This is a genomic window from Achromobacter sp. LC458, from assembly GCF_001005835.2.
Taxonomy (GTDB): domain Bacteria; phylum Pseudomonadota; class Gammaproteobacteria; order Burkholderiales; family Burkholderiaceae_B; genus Achromobacter; species Achromobacter spanius_B.
This window is the reverse complement of the sequence record NZ_LBHW02000011.1, coordinates 96,982-115,427: the sequence shown is the minus strand read 5'-3', so window position 1 is coordinate 115,427 and position 18,446 is coordinate 96,982. Positions and strand designations below refer to the sequence as shown.

Genomic DNA, 18,446 nt, shown 5'->3' with positions numbered 1-18,446 from the left:
CAAAGAACGGGCGTCCGCCAGTGGCTATCCGCGCGGGTGGTGGGCGGCGTGCAGCGCCTTGAGGCGCTCGCGTGCCACGTGCGTGTAGATCTGCGTGGTGGAAATATCGGCGTGGCCCAGCAGCATCTGCACCACGCGCAGGTCCGCGCCATGGTTCAGCAGATGCGTGGCAAAGGCGTGGCGCAGCACGTGCGGGGATAGCGGTGCGTGGATGTCGGCCAGCAACGCGTATTTTTTCACCAACTGCCAGAAGGCTTGCCGCGACATGGGTTCGGCGCGGCCGGTAATGAACAACGCGTCGCTCTGCCGGCCCGCCGCCAGTTCGGGGCGCGCCGTCTTCATGTACTGGTCGATCCAGTGGGCGGCCTCGGCCCCCAGCGGCACCAGGCGGTCCTTGCCGCCCTTGCCCAGCACCACGCGCACCACGCCTTCGTTCAGGCTGACATCCAAGGCGCGCACGCCCACCAGTTCGGACACGCGCAGGCCGGTGGCGTACAGCGTTTCCAGCATGGCGCGGTCGCGCAGGCCGCGCGGTTGCGTGGCATCCGGTGCGCGCAGCAACGCATCCACCTGTTGTTCAGACAGCGTCTTGGGCAGGCGCGGCGGCTGCTTGGCGGCAATCAGGGTCAGGCAGGGATCGCGTTCGGCGCGATGCTCGCGCAGCGCCCAGGCGAAAAAGCGCCGCAGCGCGGCCAGCCGGCGGTTGGCGGTGGTGGCGCGGGTTTCTTCGTGGCGGAAGGCGAACCAGGCTTCGATGTCGGCCTTGTCAGCCTTGCACAGCGGCTTGGCTTGCCCGACGGGCAACGCGTGCGCGCCGGCCGCATCGCCATAGCGGTCGGCCATTTCTCGGGCGTACGCTTCGGGGTCTTCCAGCCAGCGGGCGAAACCCGTCAGGTCGCGGCGATAGGCGGCCAGCGTGTTGGCGGACAAGCCGTCTTCAAGCCACACGGCGTCGATGAAGGCGTCGATATCGGCTTGGGAAGCTAAGGGCGGGCGGGAAGTCGACATAGGGATGCGGCATTCTAGAACGTTCGGAAGACGGCGGCAGGCTTGAAAGCCGAGGGCGCGTCGGGCAGCCGGCGGTTATCGTTCCCCGACGCCCGCCGCCGCGGACTTCAGCCAGGCTTCAAACAGCTTCAGTGCGTCAGAGCGCTCGCTGCGCTGTGGATAGCCAAAGTAATACCCCTGGCTGACGGTCAGCGACTGCGGCACCGGCATGGCCAGCGTGCCCTGGTCCAGCGCGGGCTGCGCCAGAAAGCGCGGCATCAGCCCCACCCCCAAGCCGGCCTGCACCGCCGCCATCACCATGGTGAACAGCTCATAGCGCGGGCCGCCCGCCGCCTGCGGGCCATAAAGATGGTTATTGGCGCCGTACCACTGGCGCCAGGCGTCCGGCCGCGAGGCCAGGTGTAGATGCGTCATGCCCGCCAGCACGCTGACCCCGGCTTGCGCCGTCTTGGCGGCCCGGGCGGCCAGCGCCGGCGCGCACACCGGCACCAGTTCGCGCTCGGGAAACAGCAACACGCCCTGGGTGCCGGGCCACAGGCCGTCGCCGTGATACAGCGCGCCGTCAAACGGCTGGTCCTTGAATTGAAACGGCAAGGTGCGCACCGACAGGCTGACGGTGATGTCCGCGTGCGCGTCCTGGAAATCGGCCAGTCGCGGGATCAGCCACGTGGTGGCCAGCGTGGGCACCACCGCGATATGGATGCTGCGCCCCATGCCGGTGCGGCTGACCAGCCCGAAGGTGTCTTTTTCGATCTGGTCCAGATGGTGACGGATGCGTCCCGCGTATTCGGCGCCGTGATCGGTCAGCACGATGCGCCGGCGCACGCGGGTGAACAGTTGCACGCCCAGGCGTGCTTCCAGGCTGGCCACCTGGCGGTAGACCGCGCTGTGAGTCAGGGACAGTTCTTCGGCCGCCCGGGAAAAGCTGCCCAGCCGGGCCGATGCCTCGAACGCCTGCAAGGCGGTCAAATTGGGGATGCCGTTTCTCATGGACCAAACTGCCTGAAAGCCAACAGGGCACTACGTGCCGGGGAATCAATAGATTGTGCAATTTTATCAATTGCGTTGTGCGGCCAGGGCACATATCCTCGGGAGTCTTATCCTCGGCTACCCACGACACCCCACCATGTCTCAGCAAGATTCCCGCCTTGGCGGTCACATTCTGGTCGACCAACTGGTCGCCCAGGGCGTCAAACACGTTTTCTGCGTTCCCGGCGAGAGCTACCTGGCGGTGCTGGACGGCCTGCACGACGCGGACATCAAAGTGACGGTGTGCCGTCAGGAAGGCGGCGCGGCCATGATGGCCGACGCGCACGGCAAGCTGACCGGCGAACCCGGCATCTGCATGGTGACCCGTGGCCCGGGCGCGTCCAACGCGCTGGCCGGCGTGCACATTGCCAAGCAGGATTCCACGCCGCTGATCCTGTTCGTGGGCCAGATCGAACGCGGCATGCGCGAACGCGAAGCCTTCCAGGAAATGGACTACCGCGCCGTCTTCGGCACGCAGGCCAAGTGGGTCACCGAGATCGATCAGGTCGAACGCATCCCCGAACTGATCTCGCGCGCGTTCCACATCGCCACGTCGGGCCGTCCCGGCCCCGTCGTGATTGCGCTGCCCGAAGACATGCTGGTCGAAGCGGCCAAGGTGGCTGACGCCCCGCGCTATGAGTTGATCGAATCCTCCCCCACGGCCGGCCAGTTGGCCGACCTGGAAAAGCTGCTGGCCGACGCCAAGAACCCCGTCGCCATCCTGGGCGGCACCCGCTGGGACGCCCGCGCGGTGCAGCAGTTTGCCGACTTCGCGCAGCGCCATGCGCTGCCCACGGCCGTGTCGTTCCGCCGCCAGATGTTGTTCCCGGCCGACCACCCGTGCTTTATCGGCGACGTGGGCCTGGGCATCAACCCGGCACTGCTCAAGCGCGTGGCCGACGCCGACCTGATCCTGCTGGTGGGCGGCCGCATGTCCGAGAACCCCAGCCAGGCCTACACGCTGCTGGACATCCCTGTCCCGAAGCAAAAGCTGGTGCACGTACATCCCGACACCGCCGAACTCGGCCGCGTCTACCGCGCCACGCTGGCCATCAACACGTCGCCCGCCGCGTTCGCCGAATCGCTGGGCAGCCTGAAGGCGCCGGCCAAGCCCGTGTGGGCGGAAGGCACGCAGGCCATGCGCGAGTCGTACCTGAAATGGAGCGACCCAGAAACCATCACGACGCCGGGCGCGCTGCAAATGGGCCAGGTCATGGCCTATCTGGAAAAGACGCTGCCGGCCGACGCCATCATGACCAACGGCGCGGGCAACTACGCCACCTGGCTGCATCGCTTCCACCGCTTCACGCGCTTTGGCACGCAGTTGGCGCCGACGTCGGGCTCGATGGGCTATGGCCTGCCCGCGGCAGTGGGCGCCAAGCGCGTCTGGCCCGACAAGACGGTTGTCTGCTTTGCCGGCGACGGCTGCTTCCTGATGCACGGCCAGGAATTTGCCACCGCCGTCCAGTACGACCTGCCCATCATCGTGGTGCTGGTCGACAACGGCATGTACGGCACCATCCGCATGCACCAGGAAAAGCACTATCCCGGCCGCGTGTCCGCGACCGAACTGAAAAACCCGGACTTTGCCGACTACGCGCGCGCCTTTGGCGGCCACGGCGAACGCGTGGAAACCACCGAACAATTCGGCCCGGCTTTCGAACGCGCGCTGGCCAGCGGCAAGCCGGCCATCCTGCACTGCTTCATCGACCCCGAAACCATCACCCCGTCGACGACCTTGGAAAAGATCCGCGACGCGGCGCTCAAAGCCCAGCACTGACACCCCTGATCCGGCCGGCAATCCAGCGGCGCGCTCCCTAGCGCGCCGCCCTCGGAAACCCGAACTTGCCGCCCGAATTATTTTAGGTTTAAACTTTCTAGATTCCGAATACGGAAATCCATAGCGGAGACCCAGCATGTCCTCGAATCCTTCTTTTCAATGGCAAGATCCCCTGTTGCTGGACCAGCAACTGACCGAAGAAGAACGCATGGTGCGCGATGCCGCCTATGCCTATTCGCAGGACAAGCTTGCCCCCCGCGTGCTGAACGCCTTCCGCAACGAGAAGACCGATCCGGAAATCTTCTCTGAAATGGGCGAACTCGGCCTGCTGGGCGCCACCATTCCTGAAGCCTACGGCGGCGCCGGCATGAACTATGTCAGCTACGGCCTGATCGCCCGCGAAGTCGAACGCATCGACTCCGGCTACCGCTCGATGATGAGCGTGCAGTCGTCGCTGGTGATGGTGCCGATCAACGAATTCGGCAGCGAAGCGCAAAAGCAGAAGTACCTGCCCAAGCTGGCTCGCGGCGAATGGATCGGCTGCTTCGGCCTGACCGAACCGAACCACGGTTCCGACCCCGGCGGCATGGAAACCCGCGCCGTCAAGACGTCCGACGGCTACAAGATTTCCGGCAACAAGATGTGGATCACCAACTCGCCCATCGCGGACGTGTTCGTGGTGTGGGCCAAATGCGTTGGCGGCGACTTCGACGGCAAGATCCGCGGCTTCATCCTGGACAAGGGCATGAAGGGCCTGTCGGCCCCCGCCATCCACGGCAAGGTCGGCCTGCGCGCGTCGATCACCGGCGAAATCGTCATGGACGAAGTGGAAGTGTCCGAAGACCAGATGATGCCCGGCGTGTCCGGCCTGAAGGGTCCGTTCACCTGCCTGAACTCTGCCCGCTACGGCATCGCCTGGGGCGCTGTCGGCGCCGCCGAAGCCTGCTGGCATACCGCCCGCCAGTACACGCTGGACCGCAAGCAGTTCGGCCGCCCGCTGGCCGCCAACCAGCTGATCCAGAAGAAGCTGGCCGACATGCAAACCGAAATCACGCTGGCCCTGCAAGGCTGCCTGCGTTTGGGCCGCATGAAGGACGAAGGCACCGCCGCCGTCGAAATCACGTCCATCATGAAGCGCAACTCCTGCGGCAAGGCGCTGGACATTGCCCGCCTGGCTCGCGACATGCTCGGCGGCAACGGCATTTCGGATGAATTCGGCGTGGCCCGCCACCTGGTGAACCTGGAAGTGGTCAACACCTACGAAGGCACCCACGACGTGCACGCCCTGATCCTGGGCCGCGCGCAAACGGGCATCCAGGCGTTCTATTGATCGCTTGATCCTTCGATGGATGGATCGCGTGCCGGTTCGCCGGCTTGAATGCAAAAACCGCCTTCGGATGAAGGCGGTTTTTTTTGGGGCGCGCGGTACATGGCGCGCGGCACACGGCACATGGCGCGCGGCACACGGCACACGGCACCCGGCGCGCGGACCCGTTGTTTTAGTTTTCGCCCGACAGATCAAACAGGCTTGTCGCGTCCAGTTCCAGCACGCCTTCGTCGTGCTGATTGATGACCGTCCAGGCCCACGTGATGATGCCCAGGTCCGGGCGCGATGACGACGTGCGCGCGCCTTGCACGCGCGCTTCCAGGCGCAGCGTATCGCCGGGGCGCACCGGCGTGCGCCAGCGCACTTCGCCCAGGCCGGGCGAACCAAACGATTCGGAGTCGTGCAGCGCGGCGTCCACCGCCATCCGCATCGCCAACGCGCACGTGTGCCAACCGCTTGCGATCAGCCCGCCCCAGCGCCCTTCCGCCGCGCGCTGCGGGTCGGTGTGGAACCATTGTGGATCGAATTTGCGAGCAAACTCCAGGATCTCGGCTTCGGTCACGGTGATGGGACCGGCCTTGATCAGCATGCCGTCCTTGAATTCAGCGAACTTCATTTGTTTTTTTCCCCCGGAATAACAAGCGGCGCGCTCAAGGCGCGCCGTGGTCTTCACGTATGTCACGCTGTGAATGACGCTAATAGGTCTCGAAATGCAGGCGCCCTTCGCGGCGCAGCACCTCGTGCAGGATAGACCAATCCTGCCCCGATTGCATCGTCACATCACGCAAGGCGTCCAGCACGCCGACTTCCATTCCCTTCAAGCCGCAGACATAGATACAGGTGTTGCGATCCGCTAGCAAATCGCACACTTGCGCCGCCCGATCGCGGATCAGATCCTGCACATAACGCTTGGGCTGGCCGGGCTCTCGCGATAGCGCCAGATTGATGTCGATGAAGTCGCGCGGCAGCTTCATCAACGGCCCGAAGTACGGCAGCTCGCGCTCGGTGCGGGCGCCGAAGAACAGCATCAGCCTGCCGTTTTCGCCGGAGTCGATGCGGCGCCGGTAGCGCTCGGTCATGGCGCGCATCGGCGCCGAACCCGTGCCGGTGCAGATCATGATGAGGTTGGCGCGCGGGTGGTTCGGCATCAGGAACGTATGCCCAAAGGGGCCGATGACTTGCACGGTATCGTTCTTGGCCAGGTCGCACAGGTAGTTGGAACACACGCCGTGCGCCGCCGCGCCGCCGTGGTCTTCGGTAACGCGCTTTACCGTCAACGACAGATTGTTGTAGCCCGCGCGTTCGCCATCGCGCGGGCTGGCCAATGAATACTGGCGCGCATGATGCGGGCGGCCCTGGGCGTCGACCCCGGGCGGAAGAATGCCGATCGATTGCCCTTCCAGCACGGGAAACGGCAGTTCGCCAAAATCCAGCACGATGTGGTGAATATCGCTTTCGGTATCGGCGCCCGTCACGCGGTAGTTGCCCACCACCGTGGCCGTCATCGGCGCCTTGTGCGTGTACAGGTTGACGTAGGGATGCGCCGCCGACCACGGCGGCACGGACGCACCGGCCGGGGTGAAGGATGCTTGCACGGGCGCTGCGGCAAGCGTTTCGGCGGCCTGCGACAACGGCGAATCCAACGATGTGTCGGCGCCTTCGATCGGGGTCGATGTCGGGCTTGCCGCCGGCAGCGCCTTTTCCTTGGGCAGTTCTTCCCAGCCGAACTGCTCTTGCACCGAATACGCTTCGCTGCGCACCATCAGCCGCCAGTTATCGATCGACCCGGTGGGGCACGGCGGCACACAGGCCATGCAGCCATTGCAGATGTCCGGGTCCACCACGTAGTTGTTGGAATCGTGCGTGATGGCGTCGACCGGGCAGGTTTCTTCGCACGTATTGCAGCGAATGCAGATCTCGGGGTCGATCAGGTGCTGCTTGAGCACATCTACGGGTAATGGGGCGTTCATCGCGGTCTTCCCAATGCGCGGGCGGGCGGCACGCGCGCGCCGCCCCCTTCGCCTTCAGTTGAAACGGACGTAGTCAAAGTTGACCGGCTGGCGGTTGATGCCCATGACGGGCGGCGCGATCCAGTTGGCGAACTTGCCCGGTTCGGTGACGCGCCCCATCAACGACGCCACAAAGGCGCGGTCCTCGGGCGTGGGCAGCCACTTGTGGCTGTTGGCCTGCCATTGCGATTCAGACAGGATTTCGCCTTCGGGCGACATGCGGATGCCGGCCAGCGTGCCGATCTGGCGGTTGAACGCCTTGTGCGGCACGTGCAGCCGGAACGGGATGCCGCTTTTCTCGATGACCTTGTTCCAGCGGCCGATCCCCGCCACGGAGTCGCGGATGAAATCATCGCGCAGCACTTCGTTCAGCGCATTCAGCATGGGCACCTCGACCTCGTTCAGCTTGCCGTTGTTCACGGTCAGCACGCGGTAGGTGTCGTTCTTCAATTGATGGTCGTCGGTGCGCTTGGACTCTTCGTAGCGGCCCTTCAGGCCCGAGCCATAGAAGATGGCGGCGTTGGAAGACTGGTCGGCGCCGAACAGATCGATAGTGACGCTGTAGTGAAAGTTCAGGTAACGCTGGATGGTGGGCAGGTCGATTACACCGGCGGCGCGCACGCTTTCCGGGTCGTCCGTCTTCAACTGGTTCATCACTTCGCAAGTGCGCTGGATTACGCGCGAAATGCCCGATTCACCCACGAACATGTGGTGCGCTTCTTCCGTCAGCATGAACTTCGTGGTGCGTGCCAGCGGGTCGAAGCTGGACTCGGCCAACGCGCATAACTGGAACTTGCCGTCGCGGTCGGTGAAATACGTGAACATGTAGAACGCCAGCCAGTCCGGCGTTTTTTCGTTGAAGGCGCCCAGGATGCGCGGGTTGTCGGCATCGCCCGACGTGCGCTGCAACAGCGCATCGGCTTCTTCGCGGCCATCGCGGCCAAAGTAGCGATGCAGCAAATACACCATGGCCCACAGGTGGCGGCCTTCTTCGACGTTGATCTGGAACAGGTTGCGCAGGTCGTACTGCGACGGCGCGGTCAGGCCCAGGTGGCGTTGCTGCTCAATCGACGCGGGTTCGGTGTCGCCCTGCGTGACGATGATGCGGCGCAGGTTGGCGCGATGCTCGCCGGGCACGTCCTGCCAGACGTCGCGGCCCATGTTTTCGCCAAAGTGAATCTTGCGCTGGCCGTCTTGCGGCGCCAGGAAAATGCCCCAGCGGTAATCCGGCATGCGCACGTGGTTGAAGTTGGCCCAGCCGTCGGGTTCAACGCTGACGGCGGTGCGCAGGTACACGTCAAAACCGTGCGAGCCGTCCGGCCCCATGTCTTGCCACCATTGCAGGTAGTTGGGTTGCCAGTGTTCCAGCGCGCGTTGCAAGGTGCGGTCGCCGGACAGGTTGACGTTATTGGGGATCTTATCGGTGTAGTTGATTCCAGACATGTCTCGCTCCTTGTTTGTTTTCGGGTCCGCGCTGTTGGTACGCGCCTTTGGTACGCGCTGTTCGTACGCGCCGTTCGTACGCGCTTTTAGCCCGCATCCCAAGCCCGCCGGGGCTCAGACGCGATTCCAGTCGAACGTGGCCTGCTCGCCCTTGCCGTAGAGCTTCAACGCGCCCTTGTCGCCGGCCGCGTTGGGGCGGTTGAAGATCCAGTTCTGCCACGCGGTCAGGCGCCCGAAGATGCGCGTTTCCATCGTTTCCTTGCCACCGAAGCGCAGGTTGGCTTCCAGCCCCGTCAGCGCGTCCGGCGATAGTGCGCGGCGCTCTTCCAGCATCATTCGCACTTCGTCGTCCCAGTCGATGCTGTCCGGCGCGTAGGTCACCAGGCCCAGATCCAGCGCCTCGGTGGCGGACAACGGCTGGCCGGCCCGGCCGCGCACGGCTTCCAGCGGTGCGGTCTCTTCATAGAAACGACGTTGCAGGCGGCTTTGGCCATTGACCATCGGATAAGCGCCGAAATTGCGTTCGCCCACGACGATGTGCGCGTTGGGCGCATCCGGTTCGGCGTCGTTGTCCAGCATGTAGCTGCGGTCGGCGGCCAGCGCCAATTCCAGCAAGGTGCCCACAAAGCAGGAGCCCGGTTCGATTAGCGCGAACAGACTGCGCGACGTGACATCCAGCCGGGCCAGCGTACGGCGCAACATGCCCGCGGTTTCGCGCACAAACCAATGCGTGGCGTGGCGTTGCAGCGCGGCGTCGGCGGCCAGCACGGCGTCGGCGTCGCCCTCGGTCTTGAAGATCCAGGTGCCGATGTCCAGCTCGTTGGTGCGCATGGACAGGATGGCGTCGTCCAGTTCGCGCGCCATTTGCAGCGGCCACCACGCGGCGCCCGCCGTAACGATGTCGTCCAGTTCGGATTGCACCGGTTCCTGCGGCGCGCGCACGGTCCAGGTGGCCAGACGCTTGTCGCGATCAAGGTGGATATCGACGTAGCGATACGACAGACGATCGGGGGTTTCGGTGCGTTCGATGGGCGTCAGCGCAATGCCGTGCTCGCCTGCCTGGCGGTCGCTGGTGTCGGCCAGCGCCAGCGCGCGCTCGCGCACCGCTTCTTCAAAGCGGGCGGGCTTGACCACGTCGTCCACCAAACGCCAGTCCTTGGCGCGCTGGCCACGCACGCCTTCAACCAGCGTGCAGAAGATGTCGGCGTGGTCATGGCGCACTCGGCGCTTGTCGGTCACGCGGGTCAGGCCGCCGGTGCCGGGCAGCACGCCCAGCAGCGGCACTTCGGGCAAGGCCACCGACGACGATCGATCGTCCACCAGCAGGATTTCGTCGCAGGCCAACGCCAGCTCGTAGCCGCCACCCGCGCAGGCGCCGTTCAGCGCCGCAATGAATTTCAAACCGCTATGGCGGCTGGAGTCTTCAATGCCGTTGCGCGTTTCGTTGGTGAACTTGCAGAAGTTGACCTTCCACGCGTGGGACGACAAGCCCAGCATGAAGATGTTGGCGCCCGAACAGAAGATGCGATCTTTCATGCTGGTGACCACCACGCTTTTCACTTCGGGGTGCTCGAAGCGAATGCGTTGCAGGGCGTCGTGCAGTTCGATGTCCACGCCCAGATCGTACGAATTGAGCTTGAGCTTGTAGCCGGGGCGCAGGCCGCCGTCTTCGGCCACGTCCATGGCCAGCGTTGCAACGGGGCCGTCAAACGTCAGGCGCCAGTGGCGGTACAGGTCGGGCCGGGTGCGGAAATCAACGCGGGCCTCGGGCCGGGTTTCATGCCCGTTTGCGGTGCTGCTCATGGTGTGTCTCCTCGTACGCCCTGCCTGAACAGGAAAAATACTGCATCACATGAATTATTGTGCAGATTAGTTCAGGCAAAAGCGCACGTCAAGCGAGACATGCATAAAAGTGCAGATTTATAGCGGCAGGCCGCAGGCCTTTCGAACCTGGGTGCGCAGGCCGGCAAAGCTTTCCTGGACTTCCAGGTTGCTGGTGACCCACGTCAGGTCGGCCTTGGCGTAGAAGGCTTCCCGCCCGGCAAGGATGCGCTTGAGATCGGCCATGGCTTCGTTGTTGCCCGACATGGGGCGGAAGTCGCCTTGCGCCATGACGCGGCCCATGTGTTCTTCGGGCGTGGCGCGCAGCCAAACCGTGTAGCAATGGGCCAGCAGCAGGTTCAACGTGGCCGGTTCGGATACCAGCCCCCCGGGGGTGGCCAGCACCATTTCGGGATAGATCTGCACGGCCTCTTCCAGCGCGCGCCGTTCGTAGCGGCGATAGGCGTTGGGGCCGTACAGGTTATGGATTTCAAGAATGCTGCACCCGGCCACGCGTTCGATCTCGCGGTTCAGCTCGACAAAGGGGTAGCCCAGATCGTCGGCCAGCATCTGGCCCAGGGTGGACTTGCCCGCCCCACGCAGCCCGATCAGCGCGACACGCTGCGTGCGGTTGGGCCGCTGCGCGCCCGCCCCCACGCCAAACAGCTGGGTCAGCGCCTCGCGTGCGCGTTGCAGATCGGATTCCGTGCGGCCGCTGAGCAGTTCGCGGATCAGCAGCCAATCGGGCGACTCCGTGGTGACGTCGCCCACGAGTTCGGCCAGCGCGCAATTGAAGGCGCGCGCAATCTGCAACAGCACCAGGATGGACGCGTTGCCCACTCCGTGTTCCAGATTGGCCAGATGCCGTTCAGACACCCCCGTCACCTGCGACAGACCCTTGCGCGTCATGCCGCGTATGGCTCTAAGGCGGCGCACCCGCTCGCCTAAAGCCACCAGGAAAGCTTCCCGCCTGGGTTCGGTTGGCGCCGCATCTAGCGCTTGATTCATGTTTGGCTGACTCCGCAAATACCCTGATAAGCCTTGTTTTATGCACTATAGTGCTTGACCCTTTCGTATGGAAGCACTATTTTTCCTTCCAGGCAGTTCCAAGCGGTCATCGCGCATTAAAGCGGCAATAAAGCGCCATTGAAGCAGCACTGAAGTTCATGCCGCATTCCAAAGCGCCGACAGTGTAAAGGAGGAGTCCCGGTGAGCACGCCAGATCAATTCCATGCCCTGATGCAAGCGGCCACGCGGCTGGTGGCCGACGAGCCGCTGGATGCCGGGTTGCAGGCGAAGCTGAACCGCGAGGCCGGCCCCACCAGCGCGCTGTATCAGCAGATCTTCGCCGCCTGTAAGCAAGGCGTGGCCGACGGCTGGATGTGCAACCGCGAAGGCGGCGGCATCCGCTACGGACGCGTCATCAAGCCGGCCGACGACCTGGGCGGCTGCTCGGTGGATGTCGTGGACATGGATGACCTGGCCGGCCCGCACCACGCCCATCCCAATGGCGAAATCGACCTGATCATGCCGCTGACCGCCGACGCCCGCTTTGACGGCCACGGCGCCGGCTGGCTGGTCTACGGCCCCGGCAGCGCGCACAGCCCCACCGTAACGCAAGGCCGCGCACTGGTGCTGTACCTGCTGCCCGGCGGCGCCATCGAGTTCACGCGGCCCGGCAGCTAGCCCCCGCTTGCCGCCCGGCGACAAAAAAACATAGCCCGGGCGCGCCCCACCAGGACATCAGGAGACAACCGTGAACACCTGCCCCGCAGAATTGAACTTTGCCAGCCATCTGGCGGCGCTGAACGCCTCACGCGCCGACAAGCCCGCCTACATCGACGACACGCGCCAGCTGACTTATGGGCAGTTGGCAGAACGCGTGGCGCGCATGGCCGGCGCCTTGCGCGGGCTGGGCTTGCGCCGCGAAGAACGCATCCTGCTGCTGATGCAGGACACGGTCGATTGGCCCGTCGTGTTCCTGGGCGCGCTGCACGCGGGCGTGGTGCCGGTGGCCGTCAACACCTTGCTGACGCCGGATGACTATGCCTACATCGTGACGCACAGCCGCGTGCGCGCCGTGTTCGTGTCGGATGCGCTGCTGCCAACGCTGCAAGCCGCGTTGGCGCAATCGCCGGCAGATGTGGAGCATGTGGTGGCCACACAGGACGTTGAAGCCCTGCTGGCCGACGCCCCGCGGGCCGACGCCCCGCTCGCCCCCGCCGTGCGCACGCTGTCCGATGAAATCGCCTTCTGGCTGTATTCGTCGGGCTCCACCGGCAAGCCCAAGGGCGTGGTGCACACGCACGGCAACCTGTGGCACACCGCCGAACTGTATGCCAAGCCCGTGCTGGGCATCCGCGAAGACGATGTGGTGTTTTCCGCCGCCAAGCTGTTCTTCGCCTACGGCCTGGGCAACGGCTTGACCTTTCCGTTGTCGGTCGGCGCCACGGTCATCCTGATGGGCGAACGCCCCACGCCGCAAGCCGTTTTCCAACGGCTGACGCGGCACCGCCCTACCGTGTTCTACGGCGTGCCCACCTTGTACGCCAGCATGCTGGCATCGCCCGACCTGCCGCCGCGCGATCAGGTCGCGCTGCGGGTCTGCACGTCGGCCGGCGAAGCCTTGCCGCGCGACATCGGCGAACGCTTCACGCGGCACTTCGGCTGCGAGATCCTGGACGGCATCGGTTCCACCGAGATGCTGCACATCTTCATCTCGAACCAGACCGGACAACTGCGCTATGGCACCACCGGCAAGCCCGTGCCGGGATACGAGGTGCAACTGCGTGACGACAACGGCGCGCCGGTCGCGCCGGGCGCCATCGGCGACCTCTACATCAAAGGCCCCAGCGCCGCGCTGATGTACTGGAACAACCGCGACAAGACACGCCAATGCTTCCTGGGCGACTGGCTGAAAAGCGGCGACAAATACACCTGCGACGCCGACGGCTACTACACCTACGCCGGCCGCAGCGACGACATGATCAAGGTCAGCGGCCAATACGTGTCGCCTGTTGAAGTCGAGAACATCCTGGTGCAGCACGAAGCCGTGCTGGAAGCCGCGGTGATCGGCGTGCCCGACCACGACGGCCTGGTCAAGACCAAGGCGTACGTCGTGCTGCGCCCCGGCTTCGAACCCGACGCCCAGACCGGCGCCGCGTTGCAGCACTACGTGAAGCAGCATCTGGCGCCGTTCAAGTACCCGCGCCAGATCGACTTCACCGAAGAACTGCCCAAGACCGCCACGGGAAAAATCCAGCGCTTCCGGCTGCGCCAGCTGGAAGAAGCCACGCTATGAAGTCCGCTTGCCGACACTCTCGGCGCGCGGACTAACCCCGGCCGGCTTTGCGCCAGCCCATGATAAGCACGGAGACAAACCATGAACCACGCCCTGACCCAGGCTGCGATTGCCGCGGCCTTGACGCTAGCCGCCACCAGCGCGCAAGCCGCCGACAAGCTCAAAGTGGGCTTCATGCTGCCCTATAGCGGCACCTACGCCGCGCTGGGCAACGCCATCGAAAACGGCTTCAAGCTGTACGTTGCCGAGCAAGGCGGCAAGCTGGGCGGGCGCGACATCGAATACTTCAAGGTCGACGATGAATCCAATCCGGCCAAGGCCGCTGAAAACGCCAACCGGCTGATCAAGCGCGACCAGGTCGACGTGCTGATCGGCACGGTGCATTCGGGCGTTGCGATGGCGCTGGCCAAGGCCGCCAAGGACAGCGACACCACGCTGATCGTGACCAACGCGGGCGCCAACGCCATCACCGGCCCGCTGTGCGGCCCCGGCATCTTCCGCACGTCGTTCACCAACTGGCAGCCCGCCTACGCCATGGGCCCCGTCGCCTACGGCAAGGGCCACAAGACCGCCGTCACCATCACCTGGAAATACGCGGCGGGCGATGAAGCCATCGGCGGCTTCAAGGAAGGCTTTGAAAAAGCGGGCGGCAAGGTCGTCAAGGAACTGAGCCTGCCATTTCCCAACGTGGAATTCCAATCGCTCCTGACCGAGATTGCCGCCACCAAGCCCGACATGGTGTTCACCTTCTTTGCGGGCGGCGGCGCGGTGAAGTTCGTGCAGGACTATCACGCCGCCGGCCTGGACAAGACCATTCCGCTGTATGGCTCCGGCTTCCTGACCGACGGCACCTTGCAGGCGCAGGGCGCTTCCGCACAAGGCCTGCTGACCACGCTGCACTATGCCGACGGCCTGAACACGCCGCGCGACAACGCGTTCCGCGCCGACTACGCCAAGAACTACAACGCCCCGCCCGACGTCTACGCCGTCCAGGGCTATGACGCGGCGCAGCTCATGCAATCGGGCCTGACGGCCGTCAAGGGCGACTTTGCCAAGAAGGCGGACTTCCGCAGCGCCATGCGCGGGGCGACGGTGGACAGCCCGCGCGGCCCGTTCACCTTGTCGGCGGCCGGCAACCCGGTGCAGGACATTTACCTGCGGCGCGTGGACGGCCTGGAGAACAAGGTGGTGGACGTCGCCGTGAAGAAGCTGGCCGACCCGGCCCGCGGCTGCAAGCTCTGACGCGACGCGGCCACAGGAGGGCCCCATGGACATCAGCATCCTGCTTATTCAAAGCCTGAACGCATTCCAGTACGGCTTGCTGCTGTTCCTGGTGGCCAGCGGCCTGACGCTGATCTTCGGCATCATGGGCATCATCAACCTGGCCCATGGCAGCTTCTACATGATCGGTGCCTACATGGCATTTGCGCTGGGGCCGGTGGTGGAGCGCTGGCTGGGCGGCGGCTTCCTCACCACGCTGGCCGTGTGCGTGGTGCTGGCTGGTGCTTTGGGCTATGTGCTGGAAGCCGCCTTCTTCAGCTACCTGTACCACCGCAACCACTTGCAGCAGGTGCTGATGACCTACGGGCTGATCCTGGTCTTTGAAGAACTGCGCAGCATTCTGGTCGGCAACGACGTGCACGGCGTGCCGTTGCCGGCGTGGCTGCAAGGCAGCATTTCCCTGGGCGGCGTGATGACGTATCCGGTCTACCGGCTGTTCATTTCTGCCGTCGGCATTGCGGTAGCGCTGCTGCTGTATTGGGTGATATCGCGCACCCGGCTGGGCATGATGCTGCGCGCCGGCGCCAGCAACCGCGAGATGACGGGGTCGCTGGGTATCGACGTCAACAAGCTGTACCGGCTGGTGTTCGCGGCCGGTGTGGCGTTGGCCGCGTTGGCCGGCACCATCGCCGCGCCCGTGTCGTCGGTGTACCCGGGCATGGGCAACGGCGTGCTGATCATCTGCTTCGTCGTGGTCGTGATCGGCGGCATCGGTTCCATACGCGGCGCCTTTTTGGCCGCGATGCTGGTGGGCTTTGTCGAAACCTTTGGCCAGGTGCTGTTTCCGTCGGCGGCGGGCGTGCTGGTGTATCTGCTGATGGCGTTCATTCTTCTATGCAAGCCCGAAGGGCTGTTCAAACAGGGCTAGCCATGCAGAAACTACTTCCCATCGCAACGCTGCTGGCGCTGGCCGCCTTCGCGTTCAGCGGCAGCGACTACTACACCGGGCTGGCGATCAAGGTGATGATCTACGCCATCTTCGCGCTAAGCCTGCAATTGCTGGTCGGCGGAGCCGGTTTGGTCAGCCTGGGGCACGCGGCGTTCTTCGGCATCGGCGCCTACGTGGCGGCGTTGCTGTCACCGGAATCCGAGGCGGCAAGCCTGTGGTGGCTGCTGCCGGCGGCCCTGCTGGCGGCAGCGCTTTATGCGGTGGTGACGGGTGCGCTGGCGCTGCGCACGCGCGGCGTGTACTTCATCATGGTGACGCTGGCGTTTTCGCAGATGGCTTACTACGTCTTTCACGACACCAAAGTGGGCGGCGGCAGCGACGGCATCTATCTGTATTTCCGGCCCGAATTGGCGTTGGGCAGTTGGGTGCCGTTCGACCTGGGCAACGCCACCACGTTCTACTTTTTTGTACTCGCCTGCCTGGCCCTGACCTGGGGCTTCCTGGCGCTGCTGCGGCGCTCGCCGTTCGGGGCGGCGCTGGCGGGCATCCGCATCAACGAGCAGCGCATGCGCGCGGCCGGGTATTCCACGTATCCCTACAAGCTGACGGCGTATGTCGTGGGCGCCACGTTGGCGGGCCTGGCGGGGTTTCTGTTCGCGCTGAAAGATGGCTTCGTCACGCCAGAACTGTTGGCCTGGGAACAATCTGGGCTGGTGCTGTTGATGGTGATCCTGGGCGGCATGGCCAGCCTGGGCGGGGCGGTCATCGGCACCGTGGCGCTGGTGCTGATGCAAGAGCTGTTCCAGTCGCAAGCCTTGTTTGGCGACTACGCGCGCCATTGGCATCTGCCGCTGGGCATCGCCATCATCGCGCTGGTGGCCTTGCTGCCCAACGGCATCGCGGGCCTGCCCGCGCAATGGCGACAACGCCGCGATGCGCGAGTCGCGGCCGCACATGCCGCAAGGGCGCCTGCCGTCTCTACGGTCCGCCTGCCGCAGGGACGCCTGCCGCAGGATCGCCTGCCCGTCCAAGGGGAACCTCATGTCTGATCTTCTGCTTGCCGCCATGGGCGTTACGCGGCGCTTTGGCGGGCTGACCGCCGTGAACGGCGTGTCCCTGTCGCTGGTGCGCGGGCAAGTGCACGCCGTCATCGGCACCAACGGCGCGGGCAAGTCCACGCTGATCAATATCCTGTCCGGCGAGCTTGCGTCCAGCAGCGGGCAGGTCATGCTGGGCGCACAGGACATTACCGCCTGGCGCCAACCGCAACGAGCCCGCGCCGGGCTGGGCCGCAGCTACCAGCGGTCCACGTTATTCCCCGAATTAAGCGTGTTCGAAAACTGCCGCCTGACCGCGCAGGCGGCACGCCAGCGCTTCTGGCATTGGTGGCGCCCAGCCGCCGATTGCCGCCGCAGCGCCGAGCTGGCACACCACGCGCTGGAACGCACCGGCCTTGCCGGCGATGCCACGCGCACGGCCGGCCTGCTGCCACACGGCCGCAAGCGTCAGCTTGAAATCGCCATGTGCCTGGCGGGCGAGCCGCAGGTGTTGTTGCTGGACGAGCCCCTTGCCGGCATGGGGCCGGAAGAAACCGACCGCATCCTGGACCTGCTGCAAACATTGAAGACGGGCCACGCCATCCTGCTGGTCGAACACGACATGGACGCGGTTTTTCGTATCGCCGAAACCATCACGGTAATGGTCAACGGCACCGCCATCGCCAGCGGCCCGCCCGAGGCCATACGCGCCAACGCCGACGTGCGCACCGCCTACCTGGGTGAAGACGCCCAGCCCACCCACGCACCAGGAGCCGCCGCATGCACGCCATCGCAAACCACGACGCGCTGATCGAGGCCGGCGGCTTGCACGTGTACTACGGCGCCAGCCATGTGCTGCGCGGTGTCGACATGCACATCGCGCGCGGCGAATCCGTTGGACTGGTCGGCCGCAACGGCATGGGCAAAACCACCTTGATCCGCAGCCTGATGGGCCAGGTCAAGAGCTCGCGCGGCCAGGTGCGCGTGGCCGGGCGCGATTGCACACGGGCGCCCGCCCACGCCATTGCACAACTGGGCGTGGCCTATGTGCCCGAAGGCCGAGGCATATTTCCAAATTTGAACGTACGCGAAAACCTGCAAGTGGCGGCGCGCGCCGGCGTGCGCGGTGGCCGCGATTGGACTTACGCGCGCGTGCTGGAGACCTTTCCCCGACTGCGCGAACGGCTGGGCCACGGCGGGCAGCAACTATCAGGAGGCGAACAGCAGATGCTGGCCATCGGACGCGCGCTGATGACCAACCCCGATCTGCTGATTCTGGACGAAGCCACCGAAGGGCTGGCCCCGCTGATCGTGGCCGAGATCTGGCGCATCATCCGCGAGATCCGCTTGACCGGCATGTCCACGCTGATCGTCGACCGCAACTATCGCGCGGTGCTCGAACACACCGACCGGTGTCTGGTGATGGAAAAAGGACTGATTGTCGAAGACGGCAATAGCGCGTCGCTGGCCCGGCTACCGGAACAGCTGACGCGCTATCTGGGCGTGTAGACGTACGCGCCC

16 protein-coding genes are annotated in these 18,446 nt (G+C 65.0%); 9 read left to right on the top strand and 7 right to left on the bottom strand.

All coding sequences use genetic code 11. The annotated features are described in order from the left end of the window. Nucleotides 1-24: 24 nt before the first annotated feature. Nucleotides 25-1,008: a site-specific tyrosine recombinase XerD gene (gene xerD / locus YH64_RS11905; RefSeq protein ID WP_046804442.1), complete on the bottom strand. Its 984-nt coding sequence runs from the start codon at nucleotides 1,006-1,008 to the stop codon at nucleotides 25-27. Nucleotides 1,009-1,083: 75 nt separating this feature from the next. Next, nucleotides 1,084-1,998 carry a LysR substrate-binding domain-containing protein gene (locus YH64_RS11900; protein ID WP_046804441.1) on the bottom strand — a complete coding sequence of 305 codons (915 nt, stop codon included), beginning with the start codon at nucleotides 1,996-1,998 and terminating at the stop codon, nucleotides 1,084-1,086. A 136-nt stretch (nucleotides 1,999-2,134) separates the two neighbouring features. Here YH64_RS11900 and YH64_RS11895 point away from each other — a divergent pair, with 136 nt between their 5' ends. Together YH64_RS11895 and YH64_RS11890 are read left to right on the top strand one after the other, a co-directional pair. Next, complete coding sequence (locus tag YH64_RS11895; RefSeq protein WP_046804440.1) at nucleotides 2,135-3,817, top strand: thiamine pyrophosphate-binding protein; 1,683 nt, start codon at nucleotides 2,135-2,137, stop codon at nucleotides 3,815-3,817. Between the two features lie 136 nt (nucleotides 3,818-3,953). Beyond that, nucleotides 3,954-5,147 carry an acyl-CoA dehydrogenase gene (locus YH64_RS11890; protein WP_006221118.1) on the top strand — a complete coding sequence of 398 codons (1,194 nt, stop codon included), beginning with the start codon at nucleotides 3,954-3,956 and terminating at the stop codon, nucleotides 5,145-5,147. A 169-nt stretch (nucleotides 5,148-5,316) separates the two neighbouring features. Here YH64_RS11890 and YH64_RS11885 read toward each other — a convergent pair whose 3' ends face one another. The 5 genes from YH64_RS11885 to YH64_RS11865 form a co-directional block, all read right to left on the bottom strand. After that, complete coding sequence (locus YH64_RS11885; protein WP_046804439.1) at nucleotides 5,317-5,760, bottom strand: MaoC family dehydratase; 444 nt, start codon at nucleotides 5,758-5,760, stop codon at nucleotides 5,317-5,319. Between the two features lie 79 nt (nucleotides 5,761-5,839). Then, entirely contained in the window at nucleotides 5,840-7,114 is a 1,275-nt protein-coding gene (gene boxA, locus YH64_RS11880) for a benzoyl-CoA 2,3-epoxidase subunit BoxA (protein ID WP_046804438.1), read from the bottom strand. 54 nt (nucleotides 7,115-7,168) lie between these two features. Next, a complete protein-coding gene (gene boxB / locus YH64_RS11875; protein ID WP_006221121.1) occupies nucleotides 7,169-8,596 on the bottom strand; it encodes a benzoyl-CoA 2,3-epoxidase subunit BoxB in 1,428 nt (475 codons plus the stop codon). Nucleotides 8,597-8,710: 114 nt separating this feature from the next. Next, entirely contained in the window at nucleotides 8,711-10,399 is a 1,689-nt protein-coding gene (boxC, locus tag YH64_RS11870) for a 2,3-epoxybenzoyl-CoA dihydrolase (protein ID WP_046804437.1), read from the bottom strand. A gap of 117 nt (nucleotides 10,400-10,516) precedes the next feature. Then, nucleotides 10,517-11,425 (bottom strand): helix-turn-helix transcriptional regulator, encoded by a 909-nt coding sequence (locus YH64_RS11865; RefSeq protein ID WP_046804436.1) that lies wholly within the window; start codon nucleotides 11,423-11,425, stop codon nucleotides 10,517-10,519. Nucleotides 11,426-11,626: 201 nt separating this feature from the next. Here YH64_RS11865 and YH64_RS11860 point away from each other — a divergent pair, with 201 nt between their 5' ends. From YH64_RS11860 to YH64_RS11830, 7 genes are all read left to right on the top strand, one after another. After that, complete coding sequence (locus YH64_RS11860; protein WP_046804435.1) at nucleotides 11,627-12,103, top strand: DUF4863 family protein; 477 nt, start codon at nucleotides 11,627-11,629, stop codon at nucleotides 12,101-12,103. Between the two features lie 70 nt (nucleotides 12,104-12,173). Beyond that, nucleotides 12,174-13,718, top strand: coding sequence for a benzoate-CoA ligase family protein (locus YH64_RS11855; protein ID WP_046804434.1), 1,545 nt, complete (start codon nucleotides 12,174-12,176; stop codon nucleotides 13,716-13,718). Nucleotides 13,719-13,799: 81 nt separating this feature from the next. Then, on the top strand, nucleotides 13,800-14,960 hold the full coding sequence (locus YH64_RS11850; RefSeq protein WP_046804433.1) for an ABC transporter substrate-binding protein: 1,161 nt from the start codon (nucleotides 13,800-13,802) through the stop codon (nucleotides 14,958-14,960). 25 nt (nucleotides 14,961-14,985) lie between these two features. Next, on the top strand, nucleotides 14,986-15,867 hold the full coding sequence (locus YH64_RS11845; protein ID WP_046804432.1) for a branched-chain amino acid ABC transporter permease: 882 nt from the start codon (nucleotides 14,986-14,988) through the stop codon (nucleotides 15,865-15,867). A gap of 2 nt (nucleotides 15,868-15,869) precedes the next feature. Then, nucleotides 15,870-16,937, top strand: coding sequence for a branched-chain amino acid ABC transporter permease (locus YH64_RS11840; RefSeq protein WP_046804431.1), 1,068 nt, complete (start codon nucleotides 15,870-15,872; stop codon nucleotides 16,935-16,937). Beyond that, entirely contained in the window at nucleotides 16,930-17,736 is an 807-nt protein-coding gene (locus tag YH64_RS11835; protein WP_046804430.1) for an ABC transporter ATP-binding protein, read from the top strand. The genes YH64_RS11840 and YH64_RS11835 overlap by 8 nt, the downstream gene beginning before the upstream one ends. After that, entirely contained in the window at nucleotides 17,706-18,434 is a 729-nt protein-coding gene (locus tag YH64_RS11830) for an ABC transporter ATP-binding protein (protein WP_046804429.1), read from the top strand. Before YH64_RS11835 ends, YH64_RS11830 begins: the two co-directional genes overlap by 31 nt. Nucleotides 18,435-18,446: the final 12 nt, after the last annotated feature.

What these genes read in the sequence shown, in the direction of transcription:
- YH64_RS11835 (WP_046804430.1), top strand. Translation starts at nt 16,930, where the DNA reads ATGTCTGATCTTCTGCTTGCCGCCATGGGCGTTACGCGGCGCTTTGGC.
- boxB (WP_006221121.1), bottom strand. Translation starts at nt 8,596, where the DNA reads ATGTCTGGAATCAACTACACCGATAAGATCCCCAATAACGTCAACCTG.
- YH64_RS11830 (WP_046804429.1), top strand. Translation starts at nt 17,706, where the DNA reads ATGCACGCCATCGCAAACCACGACGCGCTGATCGAGGCCGGCGGCTTG.
- YH64_RS11890 (WP_006221118.1), top strand. Translation starts at nt 3,954, where the DNA reads ATGTCCTCGAATCCTTCTTTTCAATGGCAAGATCCCCTGTTGCTGGAC.
- YH64_RS11850 (WP_046804433.1), top strand. Translation starts at nt 13,800, where the DNA reads ATGAACCACGCCCTGACCCAGGCTGCGATTGCCGCGGCCTTGACGCTA.
- boxC (WP_046804437.1), bottom strand. Translation starts at nt 10,399, where the DNA reads ATGAGCAGCACCGCAAACGGGCATGAAACCCGGCCCGAGGCCCGCGTT.
- xerD (WP_046804442.1), bottom strand. Translation starts at nt 1,008, where the DNA reads ATGTCGACTTCCCGCCCGCCCTTAGCTTCCCAAGCCGATATCGACGCC.
- YH64_RS11895 (WP_046804440.1), top strand. Translation starts at nt 2,135, where the DNA reads ATGTCTCAGCAAGATTCCCGCCTTGGCGGTCACATTCTGGTCGACCAA.
- YH64_RS11900 (WP_046804441.1), bottom strand. Translation starts at nt 1,998, where the DNA reads ATGAGAAACGGCATCCCCAATTTGACCGCCTTGCAGGCGTTCGAGGCA.
- YH64_RS11885 (WP_046804439.1), bottom strand. Translation starts at nt 5,760, where the DNA reads ATGAAGTTCGCTGAATTCAAGGACGGCATGCTGATCAAGGCCGGTCCC.
- YH64_RS11865 (WP_046804436.1), bottom strand. Translation starts at nt 11,425, where the DNA reads ATGAATCAAGCGCTAGATGCGGCGCCAACCGAACCCAGGCGGGAAGCT.
- boxA (WP_046804438.1), bottom strand. Translation starts at nt 7,114, where the DNA reads ATGAACGCCCCATTACCCGTAGATGTGCTCAAGCAGCACCTGATCGAC.
- YH64_RS11845 (WP_046804432.1), top strand. Translation starts at nt 14,986, where the DNA reads ATGGACATCAGCATCCTGCTTATTCAAAGCCTGAACGCATTCCAGTAC.
- YH64_RS11840 (WP_046804431.1), top strand. Translation starts at nt 15,870, where the DNA reads ATGCAGAAACTACTTCCCATCGCAACGCTGCTGGCGCTGGCCGCCTTC.